Raw genomic sequence first — 18,677 nt, forward strand, 5'->3', positions numbered from 1 at the left:
CGGAAAACTCACAAGCGGCAAGGGAAGGCCGAGCGGACCTAAAGGTCCGCTCTAGTACAAAGACGCCGGGGCTAAAGCCCCGGCACTACATTAGATGAAAACCGAAAACGGTTAGGCGGGGCCTTTGCCGCGCGTGAATGCCTCGACGATTCTGATCGGAATGGCGCCGCCCGGCAGCACCAAGTTCATCGTCTCAGCGCCGATATCGAACAGCGTATCCTTATTGAGCAGCTTCATGAGCGCTGCCTGCGCGGCGCTCTTGGTCGCAGAGATCTCGCCGGAGATGCCGTCGAGAGATATCTCTGCGGTTTTCTTCTTCGCCGCCCAGTTGTAGCGATACGCGTAGACCGGCCGCAGGTAGAGATCGATGTTCTTAACCTCCACGGTTTCTTCTTGGACCGAATCCGCCTCAACCGGCTTGATGTCGTCGCCGAGCAGATCACGGATCACCGCTGATGCGCGCACGGTCGGCGCGACCACCTGGGCGTTCTCGGGTGCGAAGTCGCCCGTGATCGCCGACTTGGTGGCCTTGACATACACCGCGAAATTCTTGACCGCTTCGTTGGTGACCGCGTCGATCCAAATCTCTTTGCTCGACTCGCGCATGCAATGCGCGATCGCCGGCAACGTGATGGCTTGCTCCTTGACGTCGATCTGATACTGCTGATCGTGGATGGTGACCGACTGGACGTGCGGCGGCGACTTGACCGGCAATTTGTACGACTCTTTGCGCTGAAAGGCGACCTTGACGTGGCACGACGCGTTCCACATCGGCTCATAGCGCAGGCCAAGCTCCTCGAGTTCGATCTCTTCAGGTTTGGGCCGCGAAAACACCTGAGCGATCGTTCCGAAGGCGCTCCCTTTGTGCCCGGCTGCGCGGCCGCGTGCCTCTTCGGGCGAAACGACCGGCGTAAGACAAAACGCGCCCTGTTCTGCTACCGACAGGTCCATGGGAATAAAGTTAGCGGGTCGCCGGAGCGGCACCTCCGGCTGCATCGTCGCCGTCGGCCCGCAAGAGCTCTGAAACCGTGACGAAGCGATAGCCCTTGGCACGGAGCGAGTCCACTATTTCCGGTATCGCCAAAACCGTATTGAGTTGGCCGCTATGCATCAAGACGATGCCTCCCGGCTGCGCCCTCGTCAGCACGCGGCGGGCGATCTCCGCGGGCGGCAGCGGCGATTTGCCGAGGATTTCGGGTGCGTCGTCAGGCGCGTCGCTCCACAATATCGTGCGGTAACCGAGCCGCTGCGCGATGTTGAGCACGCGCGCGTTGTAGCGGCCGTGCGGCGGCCGGAAAAGCGTGATCGGCTTATTGGCATAACTTTCGAGCAGCGAACCGCAGTCCGCGATCTGCGAGGCGATTTGCATGTCGTTCAAACCGGTGAGCTTGTAATGGTTGAGCGTGTGATTCCCGATCTCGTCGCCGGAGGCGAGGATGCGCAGCGCGAGTTCCGGATATGCCTGGACGGATCGGCCGACGAGAAAGAACGTCGCCGGGACGTGCTCCGAATCGAGCGCGTGCAGGAGCAGCGGCGTATAGAAAGGATAGGGACCGTCGTCAAAGGTGAGCGCGATCTCGCGTCGCGGCGTCGGAACCCACCACACGCGACCATCGGCCGTCTCCGCCCGCAACTCCATGCGCTCTTGCACGAACGGCTCAGCCGTTCGTGCCGCCGCATGCCGCACCAACGCTGATGGGAACGCGCTCAAGACGATGACAGCGTAAAGCGCAGCGATGCGGATCATTCGCGCGCCACTTCCGGTGAGATCCATATGCGGCCAAACGCCGCGAGGAAGGCCGCATCGGAAAACCCGCTCCGATCCCGAATGGCTTCGTAGGTCGCGCGGTCCGCCGATACCGAGAACATCGTGTTCTGCACGCTCGTGAGTTTCGCCGTCGGCACGGGAACGGTGGCCCAAACATCGAGCTGCTGGATATCGGGGAAAGTGTCGAACGTCGTCCTGATGAGATTGACCGCCTCTTGCTCGATCTTCGAAGGACTCAAGTCGTCCGCCGAATGCGGCACTCGAGCGGAAAAACGGATGCCGGCCGAGGTGAAGCCCTCGCTCGAGTAGGCATATACCTTGAGGATATTGTGCGTCGGCAGCAGCGGATACGTCGCTTGGAAGAGAAGATTTTCGAGCTGCGGGGAATCGCCCTCGACCCACGGATGCGTCGTCTCGAACAAGGCCGGCTGCGCAACCGTCGCTTTGCGCGGAAGCGCGCGTCCGTGCACGGCAAACCCCGCCAAAGCGGGGCTGCCGGTCGCGCTCCAGATGGCGCACGCCGCCAGCGCCGCCAATCCGATCCTCATATATGTAAAACGTCGTAACGTTTCTAAGCGTTGCATACGGTCCTACATCACGCGGGCGCTTCGCCCGTCAAGTCCTGCGAAGAACTCGGCCCGCCAAAGCACCGGTGACGGCGCCGCGGCTGACCACAGCCTCCCCGTTCACGAAAACATGCTCGATGCCTTCGGAGAAGCTCTGCGGTTCAAGGTAGGTCGCAGTGTCGGCTATGCGCTCGGAATCGAAGACGACCACGTCGGCGAACCAACCTTCGCGCAGTTCGCCTCGCTGCTTAAGAGCGAAACGCGTTGCGGGCAGCGACGTCGCGCGGCGCACGGCCTCGGTCAATTCGAGCAGCGACGTGTCTCGCACATAGCGCTTGAACACGCGCGGGTACGTTCCGAACGCGCGAGGATGCGGGCGGCCCAGAGCGAGCGGCCCGGTCGCGGGCCGGGCCGCGGCGTCGGTGCCGATGCAGGTGTGGCGATACGAAAGGACCGTCCGGACGTCGTCCTCGCACATGCTGAAGAAGATAGCAGAAACTTCGAGTCCCTCTTCCGCCAGCAGCGCAACGGCGGCGGCAGCCGCGGAGCGGCCGGTCCGGCGCCCGACGTCATCAAGCGACATCCCCTCCAGAGAGCGATTCTTCTCGCTTGCCGCCTCCGACACGTAGATGTCGCTCCAGCGTCCTGCGTACTCCAGTTCCAAACGCGCGACGACTAGCGCGGCATAAGGCGGATCGAGCAAGCGCGCCGCCACAGCAGCCGGACCGCCCACGTTGACGTCGGCCGGAAGGACGGCGGCAAGCGTGGTGCTCGAAGCTTTGTACGGATACTGGTCAAGCGCGACGTCCACGCCGCTGCCGCGAGCGCGCTCGATCCGCGCGAGCGAATCGTGGACCTTGCCCCAGTTCCGCTTGCCCGCCGCCTTGTGGTGCGATATCTGCACCGCGACTTCGGCGCGGCGTCCGACCTCGAGCGCCTCGTCGACCGCTTCGAGCATTTCGTCACCTTCGCTGCGCAGGTGCGTCGCGTACAGCGGCGCGTTGGATTGCACCGCCGCGCCTGCCAGCGCGATGAGTTCGGCCGTGTCCGCAAAGCTGCCCGGAGGATAGATGAGGCCGGATGAGACGCCGGCGGCTCCCTCGTCGCAGGCGGCGCGAACCAGTCGTGTCGCAGCCTCGAGTTGTTCTGGCGTGAGCGGCGCCGGAGCATCCGCTCCGATCGCCTCGCGCACGACGCCAAGCCCCACCAAGCACGCGAAGTTGAGGGCCGACCCGCTGCGTTCGAGCGCCGAGAAAAAGCCTGCGAAGTCGCTCCACGCGACCTCGATGCCGTAGCGCCGTCCGAAGCGCTCGCGGCGCGCGTCGTGCATCGGCGCCGAAAGAGGCGCCGGCGATGAGCCGCAATTACCGCCGATCTCCGTCGTAATGCCTTGGCGTATCTTGCTCTCGGCCAACGGAACGGCGAGCAGCCGCTCGTCCGAGTGCCCGTGAGCATCGATGAAACCCGGCGCGACGACAAGCCCGGCGCACGCGACCCGCAGCGCGCTGTCGAGGCCGCGACACGAGCCGATGCACGCGATGCGATCGCCCGCGATCGCGACGTCGGCGACGAACCCCGGCTTTCCGGTGCCGTCCACGATCGTGCCGCCTTCGAGGACCACGTCCAGCATTTCCGGACCCTATTCGTCCGAACGCAGGAGCCCCGCCTGTTGGGACAAGCTCAGCAAGCGGATGATTTTTAGGACCGCCCGGTTCGGGAATACATCTATAGATGGGACGGGCCAGCGAGAGGGCGGCTAGCTTGGGGCCGCGCCTAACACACAGATAGCTCGAGGATTGTGATCATCATATGCCCATTGAGAAACGTCCGCGGCCGAGCCGGGGCGGTGAAATGACCGTCCGCGAAGCCGGGAAAAAAGGCGGCGACGCCGTTCGCAAAAAATACGGGCCGACGTTTTACGAGGAGATCGGCCGTAAGGGCGGCGAGGCCACCAAGGAGCGGCACGGCGCCGGCTTCTATGGCAATATTGGTCAAAAAGGCGGCAATGCCGTCAAGGATAAGTATGGCACCGGCTTTTACGAACAGATCGGGCACAAGGGCGGGCAAAAAGTCAAACGCCTGATCGAAGAAGCGCGCAAGAAAGCGGTCTGAAGAGACTACTTCATGTCGGGCGGGCGTGCATTCGGTCCGATATCGGCCGACGACGTCCCGAGCGTGAGCGCCCCAGTCGAAAGATTGATGTTCAAGCGCTTGGTCACGAGCGCAACCCCATGATACTCAAGCTTGACGGTCGAGGGGCAGATGAGCGTCTGCGTCGAGTTGTTCCACACCAGCTGCTGGGTGCGAAACGTCTGCGTCTCCCCACCACCGACCGACCACACATGCACGCCGTGTGTCGCCGTGTAGTTCTGCGTCCGCGAATCCAGGATCACTTCTGCCGCGACAAGTTTGTACGCCGGCTTGTTGCGCAAGAGGTACGTCGCGCGCGCGTCGTGATACCTGATGATCGCGCCGTCAATGCTGGCCTCTGACGTCACTGCCGCGAATCGCCAGGAAGAATGGCCGCCGCCGACCGCCTGGCCTTTCACATCGTGCACCACGATGGTCGTGTCCTGTTGCTGGTGCGCCGTGACGTCCGGCATGAACAGTCCGCTGATGAGATAGTAGCCGATGGCGGCGAAGAACGCGACAGCGGCGACGATCGCCAAAGTCTTCCAGCGGAACAGCGCGCGAACGGTCAGCTCCATGCTCGGCTATTTCGACGGCGCGCGCGCCGCGTCTGCCTTCGGTCCGATGAATCCGCACACGATAGCGACGAGCGCCAGCCCCAGCAGCCAACCGGCGCCGAATCGGAGATACGGCGTGTCGACGGGCTCCCCGACGGATCCGACGAGCACGCCCACCGTATCGAGCGGGATCTCGCCCTTGATCCGGCCTGAAGGATCGATGATCTGCGAAATGCCGGTGTCGGCTCCGCGTATGACCCAACGGCCGGTCTGCACCGCATCGATGACGGCCATGTCCGCATGCATGTACGGACCGGCGGAGGTTCCAAACCACGCGTCGTCGGTGACGATGAGCAGCGTGGTCGCGCCGGCCAGCGCGGTGGCGCGAGCGTACGACGAATAGGCGGACTCGAAGCAGATCAGCAGCCCAAGCTTCAGATCGCCGGCCTGCAGCACGCCCGGTCCCGGGCCGTGCGAGAAGGTCGAGGCGCGCTCGAAGCAATTCACGTCCCCGCAGCGCAGCGGAATTTTGCGGAACAGCCAATCGAGCGGCAAGAACTCCGCGAACGGCACGAGGATGTGCTTTTGATAGATGCCGCCGAGGCCGCCGAACGGCGTGAGATCGATCACGACGTTGTACATCGCGCCCGGGGCCGGCGAGTCGAGCGTGCCGGCCAGGATCCAGGTGCGCGTCTCGCGCGCCAGCCGTTCGAGGCCGGCAAGCAGCTCGGGTTTCTCCACCGGGAACTCGGTGATCGCCGTCTCCGGCCATATCACGACGCGCGCTCCGCTGCGAGCGGCGGCACGCGTGAGCTGCGAGTACACCTCGATCGTTTGCGAGAAGATCGCCGGCGACCACTTGACGCGCTGCGAAATATTGCCTTGGACGATCGCCACCTTGGTCGTGGCCGCGGGCAAGACGACGCGCGAGCGCGCAACGTCTCCCGCGACGATCGACACGGCGAGCACGGCGAGGACGACGCCGCCGGCCAAGCGCGCCCGGCCATCGCCGAAAACGATCCCCGCAAGCGCCCCGTTCGCCAATACGATGATCGCGGTCAATCCGTAGACGCCTGCATACGCAGCCATCGGCAGCAGCCAGGCGAGGTGCGGCGCGATCGCGCCCAGCTGCCCGAACGGCATGCTCACCGAGCCGATGGTCCGCAGCGCTTCCCAGATCAGCCACGCCGCGGGCGCTGCGAACACCATCGCCGCGCCGAAGCGACCGCGCGCCATGACGGCGACGAGAGCGGCGACGATCGCGACCGAAAAACCCTCAATGCCCGCGAACAACACGAGCGTCAGGTACTTGAAATTGCCGATCTCGTCGCCGAGGGAATTCGTCGTCCACGAGAAGAGCAGCCCGCACATGATGAAACCGGACAACCAACCCCACCACAGAGCCGACTTCCAGGACGACCTCGACCACAGCCAGAACAACGGGACCAAAGCCGCAAACGCGAGCAGCGTAAGATTCGCTTTAGGAAAGGCCAGCACGATCGCTAGCGGGCACGCGATCGCCAAGGCCGCTTTTGTGTAGAATGAAATCTTTTGCGTCACAAAACTTCGGCTTCGCGCTCCTGCGCGGAGCGTCCGCCTTGGCCGCCCTCGCCGTTTTGGCGACATCGTGCGGTCGTGGTCCCGTCACACCGAGCACGGGAGCGGTGACCGCCGGGACGATCACGTTCCAGTTCACCGTATCGGGTACCATCGTGCCGAGCCAGGGCGACTACATCATCGCCGTGAACTCGAACACCGACCCCAACACCGACGTCAATTCTAACGAAACCCCGGGCGAGCCGACCGTGGCCGAGGCACAGGCGGGCACCTTCACCCACTGGGATCAAGAGTTCGTCTACGGCTTCGATACGTCGACGTCGCCGAACGGCTTCGCGCTCTCGTACAAGGCGGTCACCGCCGGCGGCGGCATCACGTTCGTGCCGATCATCTTGACGACCAACCAGTTCATCTTCAATCCGACGCAAAGCGTCGGCGGCACGAACAACACGTTCTCGATCACCCTGCCGATCGCTATCTTCTCGATCCGCGCCAACACCCAGTCGACCAGCCCGCCTACGGTCACGACGCCGCCCGCGGTCCGGCTGCACGTCAACTACATCACCACCGATACGGGGCGCACGCCGCAGGATCAGCTGGGCTGTTGCGGAGTCAGCACGACCGGCTTCGACTTGGTCGTCTTGCTCAACGCGGGCATGCAGATCTATCAGAACCAGTTGACGACGCCGCCCGGCAAGCCCGGTCCGTCAAACCCGAATCTGTTCATAACCGGCGGCATGATCACGGTCAATCCGTAGATCCCCGATCGCTATTGGCCGAAGTTCTGCGGCAGGATCGAGCTGCGGCCGTTCAGGCCGAAATTGACGCCCTGACTGGGGAACGCGAGCAGGTTGATCGACACATCCACTTCGTGCAGCGGCTGACGGTAGGCGATCCGGATCTGATAGCAATCGTTGACCGTGTGGGTCAGGAAGTAGTTCTGGCCCTGCAATCCGTGCAGCCTGAAATCGTAGTTGCCGAGGAATTGCAGGTAGTCGTTGCGGCCAAGCGGCGTGGAAAGCGTTATGTTCAAAGGGCCGTAGCCGGAGCCGTGCGGGTCGTACGAATCGCCTAGGATCAGGCTGGCGAGCGGGCTGGGCGTCACGTTGAGCTGATAGTTGATCGATCCCAAGAACTTGTTGCGGAAATCGTAATTGGTCGAGGCCGTGAAACGATAGTAGCTGCCGTTGTAGACGTTGAGCACGTCGTTGAACTGGTCGAAGCCGGTGAGCAAGTCGAAGGACTGCAAGGGCGTGAAGCCGCGCACGCTCTGGGATGAATAGCTCAGCGTGTCGTCCGCGTGCTGGCCGAAGAACTTCTGCAGCGAATATTGCTCGCCGATCGCCCCGCGCAAGTCTCCGGTTCCGTACGAGTCCTGCCGCAGGTTGGCCGTCGCCGTCACGGTCGCGCTGTTGCCGATGCGATACACCGCGCTGCCGAGCTGCGCGCTGAGCTCTTGGCGCGACGTCACGAAGTTGTCGAACGCGTCGTTGTAGACGCCGTCGATCAGCGTGACGCTGACCGGCAGCCGCAAGCTCGGGATCGTGAACGGCCTTCCGCGCACGGTCAGCTCAGGCACTTTCTGGAACCCGAGCACGGGCGTCGTGGTGATCGCGCCCGCGTTGTTGATGCTCGTATCTCCGTGCAGCGTCTGGGTCACGAGATCCGCGTCGAAGGCGCGCGCCGTGTAATGCGCATCCGATAGGAAAGAATACGAGCGCGAGAAGGTCGGCGGGGCCACGCTATCCTGGAAGTTGAACGAGACGTTCTCCGAGAACACCGGCGAGAACGCGATCGTGTGGCTGAACAGACCGCCGGTCGCATGGTTCACGCCCGTGCTCGTCAGCGTCAAGCCGTAGCTGGTCGTGCTGCGCGCGCCGTTGTGCACGAGGTTGATGTTCGCGGACGTCGTGGAGGGGATCGACGAAAGCGCGGTCTGGCTCTGATACGCGGCGTTGATCGAGGCCGTGACGTGCCTGCCCAGCGCCTGCTGCAGATTCAGGTTGGCTTGGAACGAGTTCTTCACGCCGGTGGTGGCGACCTGATTGCCCGTGCTATGGATGTTGTAGAACGTGAACGTGCCGCTGCCGCGCCCGTCGCGCCGCGCGAAGTAAAGGTCGGCGCCGAGACCGAGCCCCGCTTTTTGGTAAAGATCCACGTGATACGTTCCGTACCAATACGGGCTGCGGTAATAGTTGATGTAATTCTTCAGGAAGAATCCATAGATGCTGTTGTAGCCGATGCGCGGAGCGATGAGGCTCGGGCGCCGTTCTCCTTGCGGCGCGATCGGCACGACAAGGTAGCCGAGCGCCGCGACGAGCAGCTTGCCGAGGTAGAGATGCGAGCTATGCGCGATGATGCGATCGTTCGGCCGTATCTCGATCTCTTTGCCGGTGATGTGGTAGGCGACGTGGTGAAGGTCGCACGTCGTGATCCAGCCGTCTTGCAGAACCGAACGGCCGTCCTGGTCGATCGTGACGCGCCTGCCTTTGTAGTACGCATAACCGCGGATCTGCTCGCCTTGATAGCTCACCGATGAGGTCTGGCCCTGGACCTGGTCCATCGTCACGCGATCGTGGGCGGTATCGTATTCAAGCGAGTCGGCAGTCGCGGTGTCGCCGCTCGCCGAGACATAGCGCACGTTGCCGACGGCGCGGATGATCTTGGTCTGCGCGTCATAGTGCGCTCGATCCGCGAGAATGTCGGCGTCGCCGTAGCGCACGTCGACGTGGCCCTCCGCGTCGATGTCGCCGTTGGTCTGTCCGAACAGCTGATCGGCGGTGACGCGGGCCGATCCCACGGGCGGCGGCGCGAGCGTGGGCGTGCCGACCGGCGCAGGCGGATAGGGCGACTCGGTTGGGGTGGCTGAGGTGAGCGGAGTCGGCCCGACCGTGATCGTGGTCTGCATTTGTTGGTTGGACCGCAGATTGAACGGGTAAAGCTCGGGTTCCGGCGTGGGCGTGAGGTTCGCCGATGGGGTTTGGCGCACGGGCATGAGCGTCGCCGTTGGCATCAACGTTGCGCCGGCGGTGGGCGTCGCGGACGCTGCCGGCGTGGCGCTAACGGTCGGAAGCGGCGAGGCTTCTTGCGCCGTCGCGGCGTGAGGCCGAGCAAACGCGCCGCAAACAAGCGCCGCCGCGCAGCAGAGCGCGGCGGTGAGCCTCAAGCGGCGTGCCCACGACAATGACAATCGAAGACCTTCAGCGTTCCTCGAAGAGCAGCATGAACAGACCCGTGCCGCCGATGGCGATGTTCGGCAGCCAGGCCGCGAGCGGCGGCCAGATGGCGCCGTTCTTGCCAAGCGCGTTGGTGGCGACCATGATCAGGTAGTACGCGAAGAGCACCAGGACGGCCAGCATCGCGGCCACGCCGCGCCCGCGTCTGCCGAACCGGATCGCCAACGGCAGCGCGATGAGCAGACTCACCATGCAGGCCACGGGCATCGCATATTTCTGCTGCAGCTGCATCTCCAACTGGCTGACGTCTTGGCCTGAGTTCTTGAGCAGCTTGATCTCGGTCCGCAATTCTTTCGAGTTGGTCTCGAAAGCGCTTTGCGGCGCGAAGAGCTGACTCAGGTCGGTGCCGAGCGGGAATTCCAGACTGCCGAAATGCTTGGTCTGCTGCAGGGAGCCGTCGGGCTTGAACGTCGTGTCAAAGCCGTCCACCATGATGATCTGGCCGTGCGACTGGCGCGCTAGCCGCGCGGTGATCGTCTCGGGCCAATAGCCGTTGCCGATGGTCCAGATCTGGACGTTGTGCATGTCGCCGGTGCCCGACTCCACGGACATCACGTAGATCACATGGGTGCCGTCCTGCGTGCGGTAATACTGATACGGTTGGATGACCGCTTGCGTGGAGTGATACACGATCTCGCGGAACAGCATCGCTGCCTTGTGCTGCGAGCGCGGCGCGATGTCTTCGTTGATGGCGAAGGCCACCATCGTCATGAGGATGCCGAACACGTAGCAGGGCAGCGCGAGGCGCTGCAGGCTGACGCCGCTCGTGCGCAGCGCGGTGATCTCATTGTCGCCGGCCAGCCGGCCGATGCCGAGGAGCACGGCGAACAAAACGCCGAACGGCAGGATCAGATAGAAGACCGTCGGCAGCTGGAGCACCAGATAGCGCATGATCATGCCGAACGGGATGCCCTTGTTTATGACGTAGTCCGCCGCCAAAAAAAGCGTGTTGATCAGCATGAACAGGGTGAACGCCGCGATGGCGAACGCGAATGGCCCGGCCAATTCGCCGAGCACGTAGCGATCCAGGATCTGGACTCCGAAACGGGCCTTCGCCGGCGAGTGGCCGCTGCGTTTGCGATGTCCGGCTGTCAGCCAGTCGAGCCCGGCTTTTGTTCGTCTCACGCTCGTCGTCTGTTCGAGAGCCGTCGACCGGGCGAGGGGTTGCACTTTCGTGCCTACTTGCGACTGCCTGAGTTGCGGAATATCGACAGCACGTTGCTCACGTACGAACTCGTCTCCGCATACGGCGGGATGCCCTTGTATTGCGCGACGGCGCCGGAACCGGCGTTGTACGCCGCCAACGCGAGCGCGACATTGCCGTGGTATTCTTTGAGAAGAGCGCTCAGATGCGAAGCACCGCCGGCGACGTTCTGCGCGGGATCAAAAGGATTGAGGACGCCGTACGCGCGCGCGGTCCCCGGCATCAATTGCATGAGCCCCATGGCGCCGGCCGTGGAGATCGCCGAGGGATCCTCGCCGGACTCGACATGGATGACGGCGCGCAGCAGGGGCGCCGGCACGTGGTGTGCCATCGATTGCTGCGCCACGATGCGGTTGAGCCGCGCCGCGGAGATCTCGTGTGGGCCTTGTCCGAACGGGAGGAAGCCGCCGCCGCTGCAGCCGGCCAGCACCGAAGCAGCGATGATGAGGACGGCGCGGGCGCTGCGCCAGAGCGTCGGGGCGGCCTTCACAGAAACTTGCATCTCCCAAATGTATACGTTGAAGCGGTCCCGGATGGCTTGTTCTTCGTCCCGCACTCCACTCCATTTTGCCCATGCTGCAGCGTTCCGAGCGAAGCTTGGAAACCCCAGTGAGCGTTGCGCGAAGTTGTTACGTTCGGACGCGCCGGCCGACGACCGTCTTGTAGCAGTCCGGACAGTACACCGGTTTGTCGGGGCGAGGTGAGAACGGCACTTGAGTGGCGGCGCCGCACTGCGAGCAGACCGCGTCGAACATGACGCGTTCAGCGCCGCTTGAGCGATCGCGCTTGCGCGCTTGGCGGCAAGCGGGGCAACGCGCCGGCTCGTGCTCGAAGCCCTTTTGCGCGTAGAATTCCTGTTCGCCGACGGTGAAGATGAATTCAGCGCCGCAATCGCGGCAGGCCAAGGTTCGATCTTGCAAGGCCACGATATACCTCGAGGTTCCACCATCCGGAACGACAAAACGCGGCGACCATGGTGGTGGACGCTTACGTGCCAAGACTCTAGCATAGTTCATATGAGAAAAGCAACCAGGCAGGCCACGCCGCGGGCCCGCGCGGAAAACAACGAACCATGCGCATTGCGACCTCTCTTCTCACCCTCATGCTGGCCGCCGGCTGCCTCGCCTTCGGGCAGGCCGCTCGGGCCGCGAGCGCGCCGTCCGTCGGAACAAAAGCGCCCGACTTCTCTTTGCCTACTACGGGCCAAAACACCATGGCGTTATCGTCGCTTCGCGGCAATGTCGTCGTGGTCAACTTCTTCGCCACGTGGTGCCCGCCGTGCCGAGCCGAAACGCCGGATCTGATCAACGTGCAAAAGCGCTTTGCGTCGCGCGGCGTGACCTTCGTCGGCGTCGACGATCGCGAACCCAGTGCTCTCGTCTCGACGTGGGCGGCCGCGAACCGCGTCACGTTCCCGCTCGTCCTCGATGCGGACGGCGGCGTTGAAAAGACGTACGACGTCAACGGCATTCCGACGACCTACGTGCTCGACAAGGATGGGCGCATCGTTTTCAGCCAAGTCAACCAACTTTCGGGTTCGCTGCTCGCAAGCGCGCTCAACGACGTGCTCGCCGGCCGTCTGCCGCGCGAGTCGAAAGCCGCAAAGCGGTTCGAAGACATTGTGGCGAGCTCGACGGCCGATGTCTCTGCGTCGCTTGCGCGCGGCCAAACGGCGCAAGCCATCGCTGCGGGCACGGCGGCGTCCAAGAAGCTCGATGATATCCTCAACGACGTCATGGCGACGGACATCGACTATGCGTGGGCATCGCACGTGCGCGATCGCCTGGGGCTCGCCCTCGCCAAGGCGTACGAGACGCGCGCCGCTGCACAACCAAAGGCGAAGACGACGGCCCACGATTTGGAGCAGGCAGCGCTGCTGCGCGGGCAGTCCGCCCTTGACGACGAGCGCTTCGACAGCGCGCTCAAGTACTATCGGGCTGCGGTTCGACTTGCGCCCAAAGACACCGATGCGTATGACGGCGTCGCGTCGGTCGCTGGCCGAACGGGCGATCACGCCACGGTCTTGTCCATCGACGTGACCGAGGCCGGCTTCGATCCGAAGAATCCGGAGAGCTGGCTCGGCGTCGCCAACGGCTATCTCGGATTGAAGCGCTACGAAGAGGCTTTGCGCGCATCGCATACCGGTCTGGCGCTCGCCGCGGTGGACTACGCGCTGCACCCCGACAAGAAGCATAACGCATACGAACTAGGGCGCATGTGGCTGAAGCTGGCGCGGCTCTCGATCGCCGCCGGCGATTCGAGCGGCGCGACATGGATGCTGGCCGACTCAGCCGCTTGCGCGCCGGCGACCATCGTCGCGCAGCAGGCGGACGAGCAATTCGCCGCGCTCTCACCGTCGCCGATCTATGTGGCGGTCTCAGGCGCTGCGCAAGTGGTGGGCAAGTCGTCGAAGCCGGCCCTGCTGTGGGTGAACGTGCGCAATGCCGCGCAAAGCGAACGCACGGTGCATCTGAGCGCGCTCGGCGTGCCGAAGCGTTGGGTGCTCTCGTTCTGCTACGAGAAAGTGTGCGATCCGTACAAGAGCACCATCACGCTGGGTCCCGGCGCGAATCAACGCGTGGAACTTCAGGTAGTGCCGCTGAGCTCGACCAAAGGCGAATGGGATATGCGCTTGACGCCTACCGGCGATGACACGATGCAGCTCTTGGTCGACGCGAAGACGGCGAAGGCGCAGGTGACCGTCTCCGCCACCTAACTCTCGAAATGTAGCGACCCGAGCGAAGCTCGGGTGTAGTGCCGGGGCTTTAGCCCCGGCTTCCGTTTTCCTACGGCACGAAGTTCGCGATTTTTCCGACTCCGTTTTCGACGAACCAGATCTTGCCATCAGGCCCGGTGGATGCGCCGAACGGAAGAGCGGCGGCCGTCGGCAGGGCGAACTCGGTGATTTCGGGCGCGACGGGCAGCCCAGTCGTCGGTGTTGCGTTGAGCGGCATGCGCGCGATCTTGTTCCCGAGATTCTCGACGAACCACATGTTCGCATCGATGCCTACGACGATCCCATCCGGCTGGCTTGCAGCCGTGGGGACTCCGTACTCGGTGAACCCCGGGGCTACGGCGGTTGCGGACGTTGGGATCCGTCCGACCTTGTTGCCGCTTTGCTCCGTGAACCATAGGGCCCCGTCAGCGCCCGCCGTTATGAATCCGGGATGACTAGCCGGAGTCAAGCCGACGCTGAATTCCGTTATGGTGCCGCCGGTCGTGATCTTCGCGATCTTGGCGGCAGCGAACTCCGTGAACCAAAGGTTCCCGTCAGGGCCTGACACGATGACGGCGGCGCCGTTTGCCGCAGTCGCGGGGACGTACTCGTTGGTGATCACACCCGCTGTGGTGATCTTGCCGATCTTGCCAGGGAACTGCTCGGTGAACCACAGATTGCCGTCGGGTCCAGACGTGATCGCGGTAGGACCCGAATTCGCAGTCGGCACCACGGTTTCGCTGAAGGTGCCGTTCAGGGTCACGCGGCCGATCTTGTTCGTGTTGAATTCGCAAAACCAAACAGCGCCGTCAGCGCCCGCGGCCAGGCCCGCAGGAGCGCTGTTCGCGGTCGGCACGCTGAACTCCACGATTGCGCCGCTCAAGGTGATCTTGGCGATGGCGTTAGCGCCTCGCTCACTGAACCACAGATTGCCGTCAGGTCCCGCGATGATGAATTGCGGCCCGCCCGCCGGATTCGTCAGCGCGTATTCGGCGCCGAAGTGTGCCGGCGGGATCGGCTGCGGCGGAACGCCACCAGTCGACGAGTTGTGACAGGCGCTAAGCGTAATGGCGGCGGCGGCCGCGATTCCAAGCACGATCGTAAAACGGCGCAAGGCAAAACTCCTTAAGAGAAGCGCTTTGAGTGCGCGCAGTGCTTCTGCGGCGCGGGCGACCTACCCTGATTAACCCCCCTTAAAAGAAACCGGGGCTGAAGCCCCGGCACTACAAACCGGGCTAACCCCTGCCTGTCCCTCATTTCGCTTTACAAAGTGCCGATAAGTGGGTTATAGTGGGGCAAAGTGGCTCCATGTGGGGTTAGAGGCCTTTGTCATGAGCGCGCTCCCGAAATTCACGGGACAATTCGAACATTCCCTGGACGAGAAAGGACGGCTAACCATTCCCGCCCGTTTCCGCGCGCGCCTGGGGGACCACTTCGTTCTGACGATCGCACCGCCGGAGCCGTGTCTTGCGATGTACCCCGAGGCGACCTGGCAAGAGTTCTGCGCCAAGCTCGAGGCCGCGCCGCGAAAGGACGCGCAATATCGCACCTTTGTCCGCCATCTGTTCGCGAACACCGAAGAAGTGTCGCTCGATTCTCAGGGCCGAGTGCTCGTTCCGCAAGCGCTCCGGGATCTCGCGCGCTTGGAGCGAGACGCAGTGCTGGTGGGCGCATTGACGAGGGTCGAGGTCTGGCCGGCCGGCGGTTGGCGCAAAGCGAGCGCCGCTCCCGACGGCATGTCCGACCTCATGACCGAGCTTGGACTCTACTAGCCATGTGCCCGCACTGCTGGAGGAGAGCATGTCCCTGCTGCTGCCGGCGGCGCGCGGGCGCGGCTCGCCGATTTTCGTCGACGCGACGTTCGGCGCAGGCGGGCATACGGCGGCCATCCTGGCACGCTGCCCAACCGCTCGCGTTATCGCTCTCGACGCCGACCCGGCCGCTGCGGCGCGTGCGCGGGAACTCGAATCAAGCACCGCCGGCCGCGTTACACCGGTTCACGCAAACTTCGCGCAGCTTGGGGATGCGCTTGACGCCCTGGACTGCAGCGAGGTAGACGGCATCATGTACGACCTCGGGCTCTCATCCCTCCAACTGAGCGACCTCGAGCGCGGATTCGCATTCTCCGGGACCGGCGCGCTTGACATGCGCCTCGACCCCTCATCCGAGGCGCCGACCGCCGCGACGCTGCTCGCTACTCTAAAGGAAGGCGAAATCGCGGACATCATCTTCGAGTACGGAGACGAACGCAACGCGCGGCGCATCGCGCACCAGATCGTGCGCCGTCGCGAACGTTCGCCGCTTCGCTCTACCTCGGATCTCGTCGCGGCAGTCCTCAGCGCCCAGCCCAGGAGCAAGCGACGCACGGCGATCCATCCCGCCACGCGCACGTTCCTGGCGCTGCGCATGGCGGTCAATCGCGAACTCGAATCCCTCGAGCAGACGCTGAGCACGGCGATCCGCTATGTCCGCCCAGGCGGACGCATCGCGGTCATCAGTTTCCACTCCGGCGAGGACCGTGTGGTCAAGCGTCAGTTCGCAGCATGGCGCGTGGCCGGCTTGGTCGAGGTGCTGACGCGCAAGCCGCTGACGCCGAGTGCGCTCGAGATCGCCGCCAATCCGCGCAGCCGCAGCGCGAAGCTGCGCGCCGCTCAGAGGAGCGCATAAGCCATGGCGGCGGTTGCATTTAAATATGACGCGGGACCGGGGCTAAAGCCTCAGGCCTACAGAGCTCATGCCCAAGGATCGGGCAAGCGCCGTGCCCGGCTGCAGCGCTGGTCGAGCGCGCGCCTCGCGCTGCTCATCGTGCTGCCTCTCTTCGCGATTCTGTCCTACGTCGGTCTCACCGCCGAACTCACCGCACAAACCTATCGTCTTGCCGCGGACCAATCAACGCAAGCGCAGCTGTTGCAGAGCGACGACGAACTTCGCCAGCGACTCGCCCAGCTTCAATCGGTCGCGCAACTCGAATCCGCCGCGGCGCGACTAGGCATGAAGGAGCCGGCGCGCATCTCGGTGATCACGCTGCCCGCGCCGCCGCACAAGGCGCCGCCCACGCTCGCCTCGCGGCTGGCGGACCTCAAGCACTTGCTCTTCGTTCCCTAGCCGCCGTGCAGCGGCGGATAGGGGGCGCATCGTGAAACAGAAGGAGCGGACCCGCCTGCGGGCCCGCGCGGTCGCTCTGTTCGCTTGTTTCATCCTCGTCACGTTGGGTCTGGGCAGCAGGCTGTGGTTCGTCCAGATCCGCGGCGGGCAAGCATGGACCGCCTACGCGGGAACCCAACAGCGCGGGAAATTCGACGTCAGCGGCAGGCGCGGCAGCATCGTCGACCGCTTCGGCATCGTGTTCGCCGCCACCGTGCCCGCCGTGCAGATCTTCGCGCAGCCGCCGGACGTCAAAGATGCCAGAAACGAAGCGGCCGTGCTCGCGCCGCTTCTGAAACGGCCGGAGAAGTCGGTGCTCGCCGATCTCACCTCGCCGGAGCCGTTCGTGTATCTCGCGCGTAACGCCCCAAAAGCCGTCGGGCAGACGATCAGCAAGCTGGACCTGCCGGGCGTCGGCGTGAAAGATGAAGCGACCGGCGCGCATGTCGATCCGCAGGGGCATATCGGTTCGACGGTCATCGGTTTTACCGGCGACGACAATCAAGGTCTCGCCGGGATCGAGCACACGTTCAATGACGTGCTCGCCGGCAAAGCCGGCCGCATCGTCGCCGACACCGACAGTCAGGATCGCATCATCCCCTTCGGTCAGCACATGGTGGACGAGCCGGTCGTCGGCGATACGGTCGTGCTCACGATCGATCGCGCATTACAGCTCGCGGCTGAAGACGTGCTCAGCAAGACCGCGACCAAGTATAACGCCGCAAGCGCCGTCGCCATCGTCATGCGCGTATCCACCGGCGAGATTCTCGCGCTGGCGAACTGGCCGGATTACGACCCGAACCATTGGAAGAGCTTCGGGCAAGACGCATACCGCAATCGCGCGATCGCGGATCCGTACGAGCCCGGCTCGACCTTCAAGATCGTCACCGCGACGGCCGCGCTGGATTCGGCGAAGGTGTCGCTCGATGACACGTTTCCGGCGGTGGATCGCCTCGACATCGGCGGTTACGTCATCCACAACGCAGATGACGGATTGGTGTCGTCCGGCAGATCGCGCGAGCCGCTCGCGGACATCATCGCATTCTCTCATAACGTCGGCGCTGCAGAGGTGGCGCTGCACATCGGCAAGACGACCATGGGCGACTACATCAAGCGTTTCGGTTTCGACGACGTCACCGGCATCGATCTCTCCGGCGAAAGCGCCGGCATCGGCGTCTCGTCCGACGAATGGTTCGGCTCGCGTCGCGCCACGGTCGCCTTCGGTCAGGGCGTGTCGGTGACGGCCATAGCGATCGCGCGCGCCTACGCGGCCGTCGCGAACGGCGGCCTGCTGATGCGGCCGCTCATCGTGCGACAGATTCTCTCGCCCAGCGGCCGTGTGATCAAGCAATACACGCCGGATCCGGTGCGCCGCGTCATGCGCCCGCAAACCGCCGCCAAACTGCTCGCCATGCTGCGCGACGTGGTGAAACGTGGCACGGGGAGCAACGCGCAGATCGCCGGCTACGCTGTCGCGGGCAAGACCGGAACCGCGCAAATCGTCGAAGCCGGCGGATACATGCCCGGGGAATACGTGGCCAGCTTCGTCGGCATCGTGCCTGCGGACAAGCCGCAGTACGTCGTGCTGGTCAACGTCGAGCGGCCGCGCGGAGCGTATTATGGCGGCGTCGTCGCCGCTCCAGCGTTCCGCGAACTCGCGCGCCGCGTGCTATGGCGCGAGGGCGTGCTTCCCAAACGGGCCGACGGCGCCGACGACGCGCTGAGCCCCGCTAACGACGCAAAGCGGACCAAGAGGGACAAAGCGCAGGGGAACCAAGGCGGCCGACGGTAATGACAAG

Annotated in this window: 18 protein-coding genes; 7 read left to right on the top strand and 11 right to left on the bottom strand. The window is 64.1% G+C overall.

The window, feature by feature from the left end:
* Positions 1 to 111: 111 nt before the first annotated feature.
* The 4 genes from VN934_04885 to VN934_04900 all read right to left on the bottom strand — a co-directional run bounded on the left by VN934_04885 (position 112) and on the right by VN934_04900 (position 3,964).
* On the bottom strand, positions 112 to 951 hold the full coding sequence (locus VN934_04885; GenBank protein HXM18126.1) for a hypothetical protein: 840 nt from the start codon (positions 949 to 951) through the stop codon (positions 112 to 114).
* A 10-nt stretch (positions 952 to 961) separates the two neighbouring features.
* Positions 962 to 1,747, bottom strand: coding sequence for a polysaccharide deacetylase family protein (locus tag VN934_04890; GenBank protein ID HXM18127.1), 786 nt, complete (start codon positions 1,745 to 1,747; stop codon positions 962 to 964).
* The gene (locus VN934_04895) at positions 1,744 to 2,316 is read right to left on the bottom strand and encodes a hypothetical protein (protein ID HXM18128.1); all 573 of its coding nucleotides are present in this window, start codon (positions 2,314 to 2,316) and stop codon (positions 1,744 to 1,746) included. The genes VN934_04890 and VN934_04895 overlap by 4 nt, the downstream gene beginning before the upstream one ends.
* A gap of 67 nt (positions 2,317 to 2,383) precedes the next feature.
* Positions 2,384 to 3,964 carry a D-aminoacylase gene (locus tag VN934_04900; GenBank protein ID HXM18129.1) on the bottom strand — a complete coding sequence of 527 codons (1,581 nt, stop codon included), beginning with the start codon at positions 3,962 to 3,964 and terminating at the stop codon, positions 2,384 to 2,386.
* Positions 3,965 to 4,185: 221 nt separating this feature from the next.
* On the opposite strand from VN934_04900, the gene VN934_04905 reads away from it, so the two are divergent.
* Positions 4,186 to 4,446, top strand: coding sequence for a hypothetical protein (locus tag VN934_04905; protein ID HXM18130.1), 261 nt, complete (start codon positions 4,186 to 4,188; stop codon positions 4,444 to 4,446).
* Between the two features lie 5 nt (positions 4,447 to 4,451).
* Here VN934_04905 and lptC read toward each other — a convergent pair whose 3' ends face one another.
* Together lptC and lnt are read right to left on the bottom strand one after the other, a co-directional pair.
* Positions 4,452 to 5,042 (bottom strand): LPS export ABC transporter periplasmic protein LptC, encoded by a 591-nt coding sequence (gene lptC, locus VN934_04910; GenBank protein HXM18131.1) that lies wholly within the window; start codon positions 5,040 to 5,042, stop codon positions 4,452 to 4,454.
* Positions 5,043 to 5,048: 6 nt separating this feature from the next.
* Positions 5,049 to 6,581 (bottom strand): apolipoprotein N-acyltransferase, encoded by a 1,533-nt coding sequence (gene lnt / locus VN934_04915; protein HXM18132.1) that lies wholly within the window; start codon positions 6,579 to 6,581, stop codon positions 5,049 to 5,051.
* Between lnt and VN934_04920 the strand changes: the two genes are divergently transcribed.
* Complete coding sequence (locus VN934_04920) at positions 6,563 to 7,336, top strand: hypothetical protein (GenBank protein ID HXM18133.1); 774 nt, start codon at positions 6,563 to 6,565, stop codon at positions 7,334 to 7,336. The genes lnt and VN934_04920 overlap by 19 nt on opposite strands.
* An 11-nt stretch (positions 7,337 to 7,347) precedes the next feature.
* Here the strand turns inward: VN934_04920 and VN934_04925 are convergent, their stop codons facing one another.
* The 4 genes from VN934_04925 to VN934_04940 form a co-directional block, all read right to left on the bottom strand.
* Complete coding sequence (locus tag VN934_04925) at positions 7,348 to 9,768, bottom strand: OstA-like protein (GenBank protein HXM18134.1); 2,421 nt, start codon at positions 9,766 to 9,768, stop codon at positions 7,348 to 7,350.
* Positions 9,769 to 9,778: 10 nt separating this feature from the next.
* The gene (locus tag VN934_04930) at positions 9,779 to 10,939 is read right to left on the bottom strand and encodes an LptF/LptG family permease (protein HXM18135.1); all 1,161 of its coding nucleotides are present in this window, start codon (positions 10,937 to 10,939) and stop codon (positions 9,779 to 9,781) included.
* Positions 10,940 to 10,992: 53 nt separating this feature from the next.
* The gene (locus VN934_04935) at positions 10,993 to 11,508 is read right to left on the bottom strand and encodes a lytic transglycosylase domain-containing protein (protein HXM18136.1); all 516 of its coding nucleotides are present in this window, start codon (positions 11,506 to 11,508) and stop codon (positions 10,993 to 10,995) included.
* Positions 11,509 to 11,647: 139 nt separating this feature from the next.
* Positions 11,648 to 11,938, bottom strand: coding sequence for a zinc-ribbon domain containing protein (locus VN934_04940; GenBank protein HXM18137.1), 291 nt, complete (start codon positions 11,936 to 11,938; stop codon positions 11,648 to 11,650).
* Positions 11,939 to 12,090: 152 nt separating this feature from the next.
* On the opposite strand from VN934_04940, the gene VN934_04945 reads away from it, so the two are divergent.
* Entirely contained in the window at positions 12,091 to 13,734 is a 1,644-nt protein-coding gene (locus VN934_04945) for a redoxin domain-containing protein (protein HXM18138.1), read from the top strand.
* A 70-nt stretch (positions 13,735 to 13,804) separates the two neighbouring features.
* Here the strand turns inward: VN934_04945 and VN934_04950 are convergent, their stop codons facing one another.
* Entirely contained in the window at positions 13,805 to 14,848 is a 1,044-nt protein-coding gene (locus VN934_04950; protein HXM18139.1) for a hypothetical protein, read from the bottom strand.
* 217 nt (positions 14,849 to 15,065) lie between these two features.
* Between VN934_04950 and mraZ the strand changes: the two genes are divergently transcribed.
* From mraZ to VN934_04970, 4 genes are read left to right on the top strand one after another with little or no spacing between them, the layout of a single operon-like run.
* Positions 15,066 to 15,506, top strand: coding sequence for a division/cell wall cluster transcriptional repressor MraZ (gene mraZ / locus VN934_04955; GenBank protein ID HXM18140.1), 441 nt, complete (start codon positions 15,066 to 15,068; stop codon positions 15,504 to 15,506).
* Positions 15,507 to 15,510: 4 nt separating this feature from the next.
* Complete coding sequence (rsmH, locus tag VN934_04960) at positions 15,511 to 16,401, top strand: 16S rRNA (cytosine(1402)-N(4))-methyltransferase RsmH (GenBank protein HXM18141.1); 891 nt, start codon at positions 15,511 to 15,513, stop codon at positions 16,399 to 16,401.
* Between the two features lie 3 nt (positions 16,402 to 16,404).
* Entirely contained in the window at positions 16,405 to 16,839 is a 435-nt protein-coding gene (locus VN934_04965; protein ID HXM18142.1) for a hypothetical protein, read from the top strand.
* Positions 16,840 to 16,870: 31 nt separating this feature from the next.
* The gene (locus VN934_04970; protein HXM18143.1) at positions 16,871 to 18,670 is read left to right on the top strand and encodes a penicillin-binding protein 2; all 1,800 of its coding nucleotides are present in this window, start codon (positions 16,871 to 16,873) and stop codon (positions 18,668 to 18,670) included.
* Positions 18,671 to 18,677 lie beyond the last annotated feature (7 nt).

The sequence above is a fragment of the Candidatus Tumulicola sp. genome (assembly GCA_035601835.1).
GTDB lineage: Bacteria > Vulcanimicrobiota > Vulcanimicrobiia > Eremiobacterales > Eremiobacteraceae > DATNNM01.

Coding starts and splice junctions, on each gene's coding strand:
- VN934_04890 (HXM18127.1), bottom strand. CDS start 1,747: ATGATCCGCATCGCTGCGCTTTACGCTGTCATCGTCTTGAGCGCGTTC.
- VN934_04900 (HXM18129.1), bottom strand. CDS start 3,964: ATGCTGGACGTGGTCCTCGAAGGCGGCACGATCGTGGACGGCACCGGA.
- lptC (HXM18131.1), bottom strand. CDS start 5,042: ATGGAGCTGACCGTTCGCGCGCTGTTCCGCTGGAAGACTTTGGCGATC.
- VN934_04885 (HXM18126.1), bottom strand. CDS start 951: ATGGACCTGTCGGTAGCAGAACAGGGCGCGTTTTGTCTTACGCCGGTC.
- VN934_04920 (HXM18133.1), top strand. CDS start 6,563: ATGAAATCTTTTGCGTCACAAAACTTCGGCTTCGCGCTCCTGCGCGGA.
- VN934_04945 (HXM18138.1), top strand. CDS start 12,091: ATGCGCATTGCGACCTCTCTTCTCACCCTCATGCTGGCCGCCGGCTGC.
- VN934_04895 (HXM18128.1), bottom strand. CDS start 2,316: ATGAGGATCGGATTGGCGGCGCTGGCGGCGTGCGCCATCTGGAGCGCG.
- mraZ (HXM18140.1), top strand. CDS start 15,066: ATGAGCGCGCTCCCGAAATTCACGGGACAATTCGAACATTCCCTGGAC.
- VN934_04965 (HXM18142.1), top strand. CDS start 16,405: ATGGCGGCGGTTGCATTTAAATATGACGCGGGACCGGGGCTAAAGCCT.
- VN934_04905 (HXM18130.1), top strand. CDS start 4,186: ATGACCGTCCGCGAAGCCGGGAAAAAAGGCGGCGACGCCGTTCGCAAA.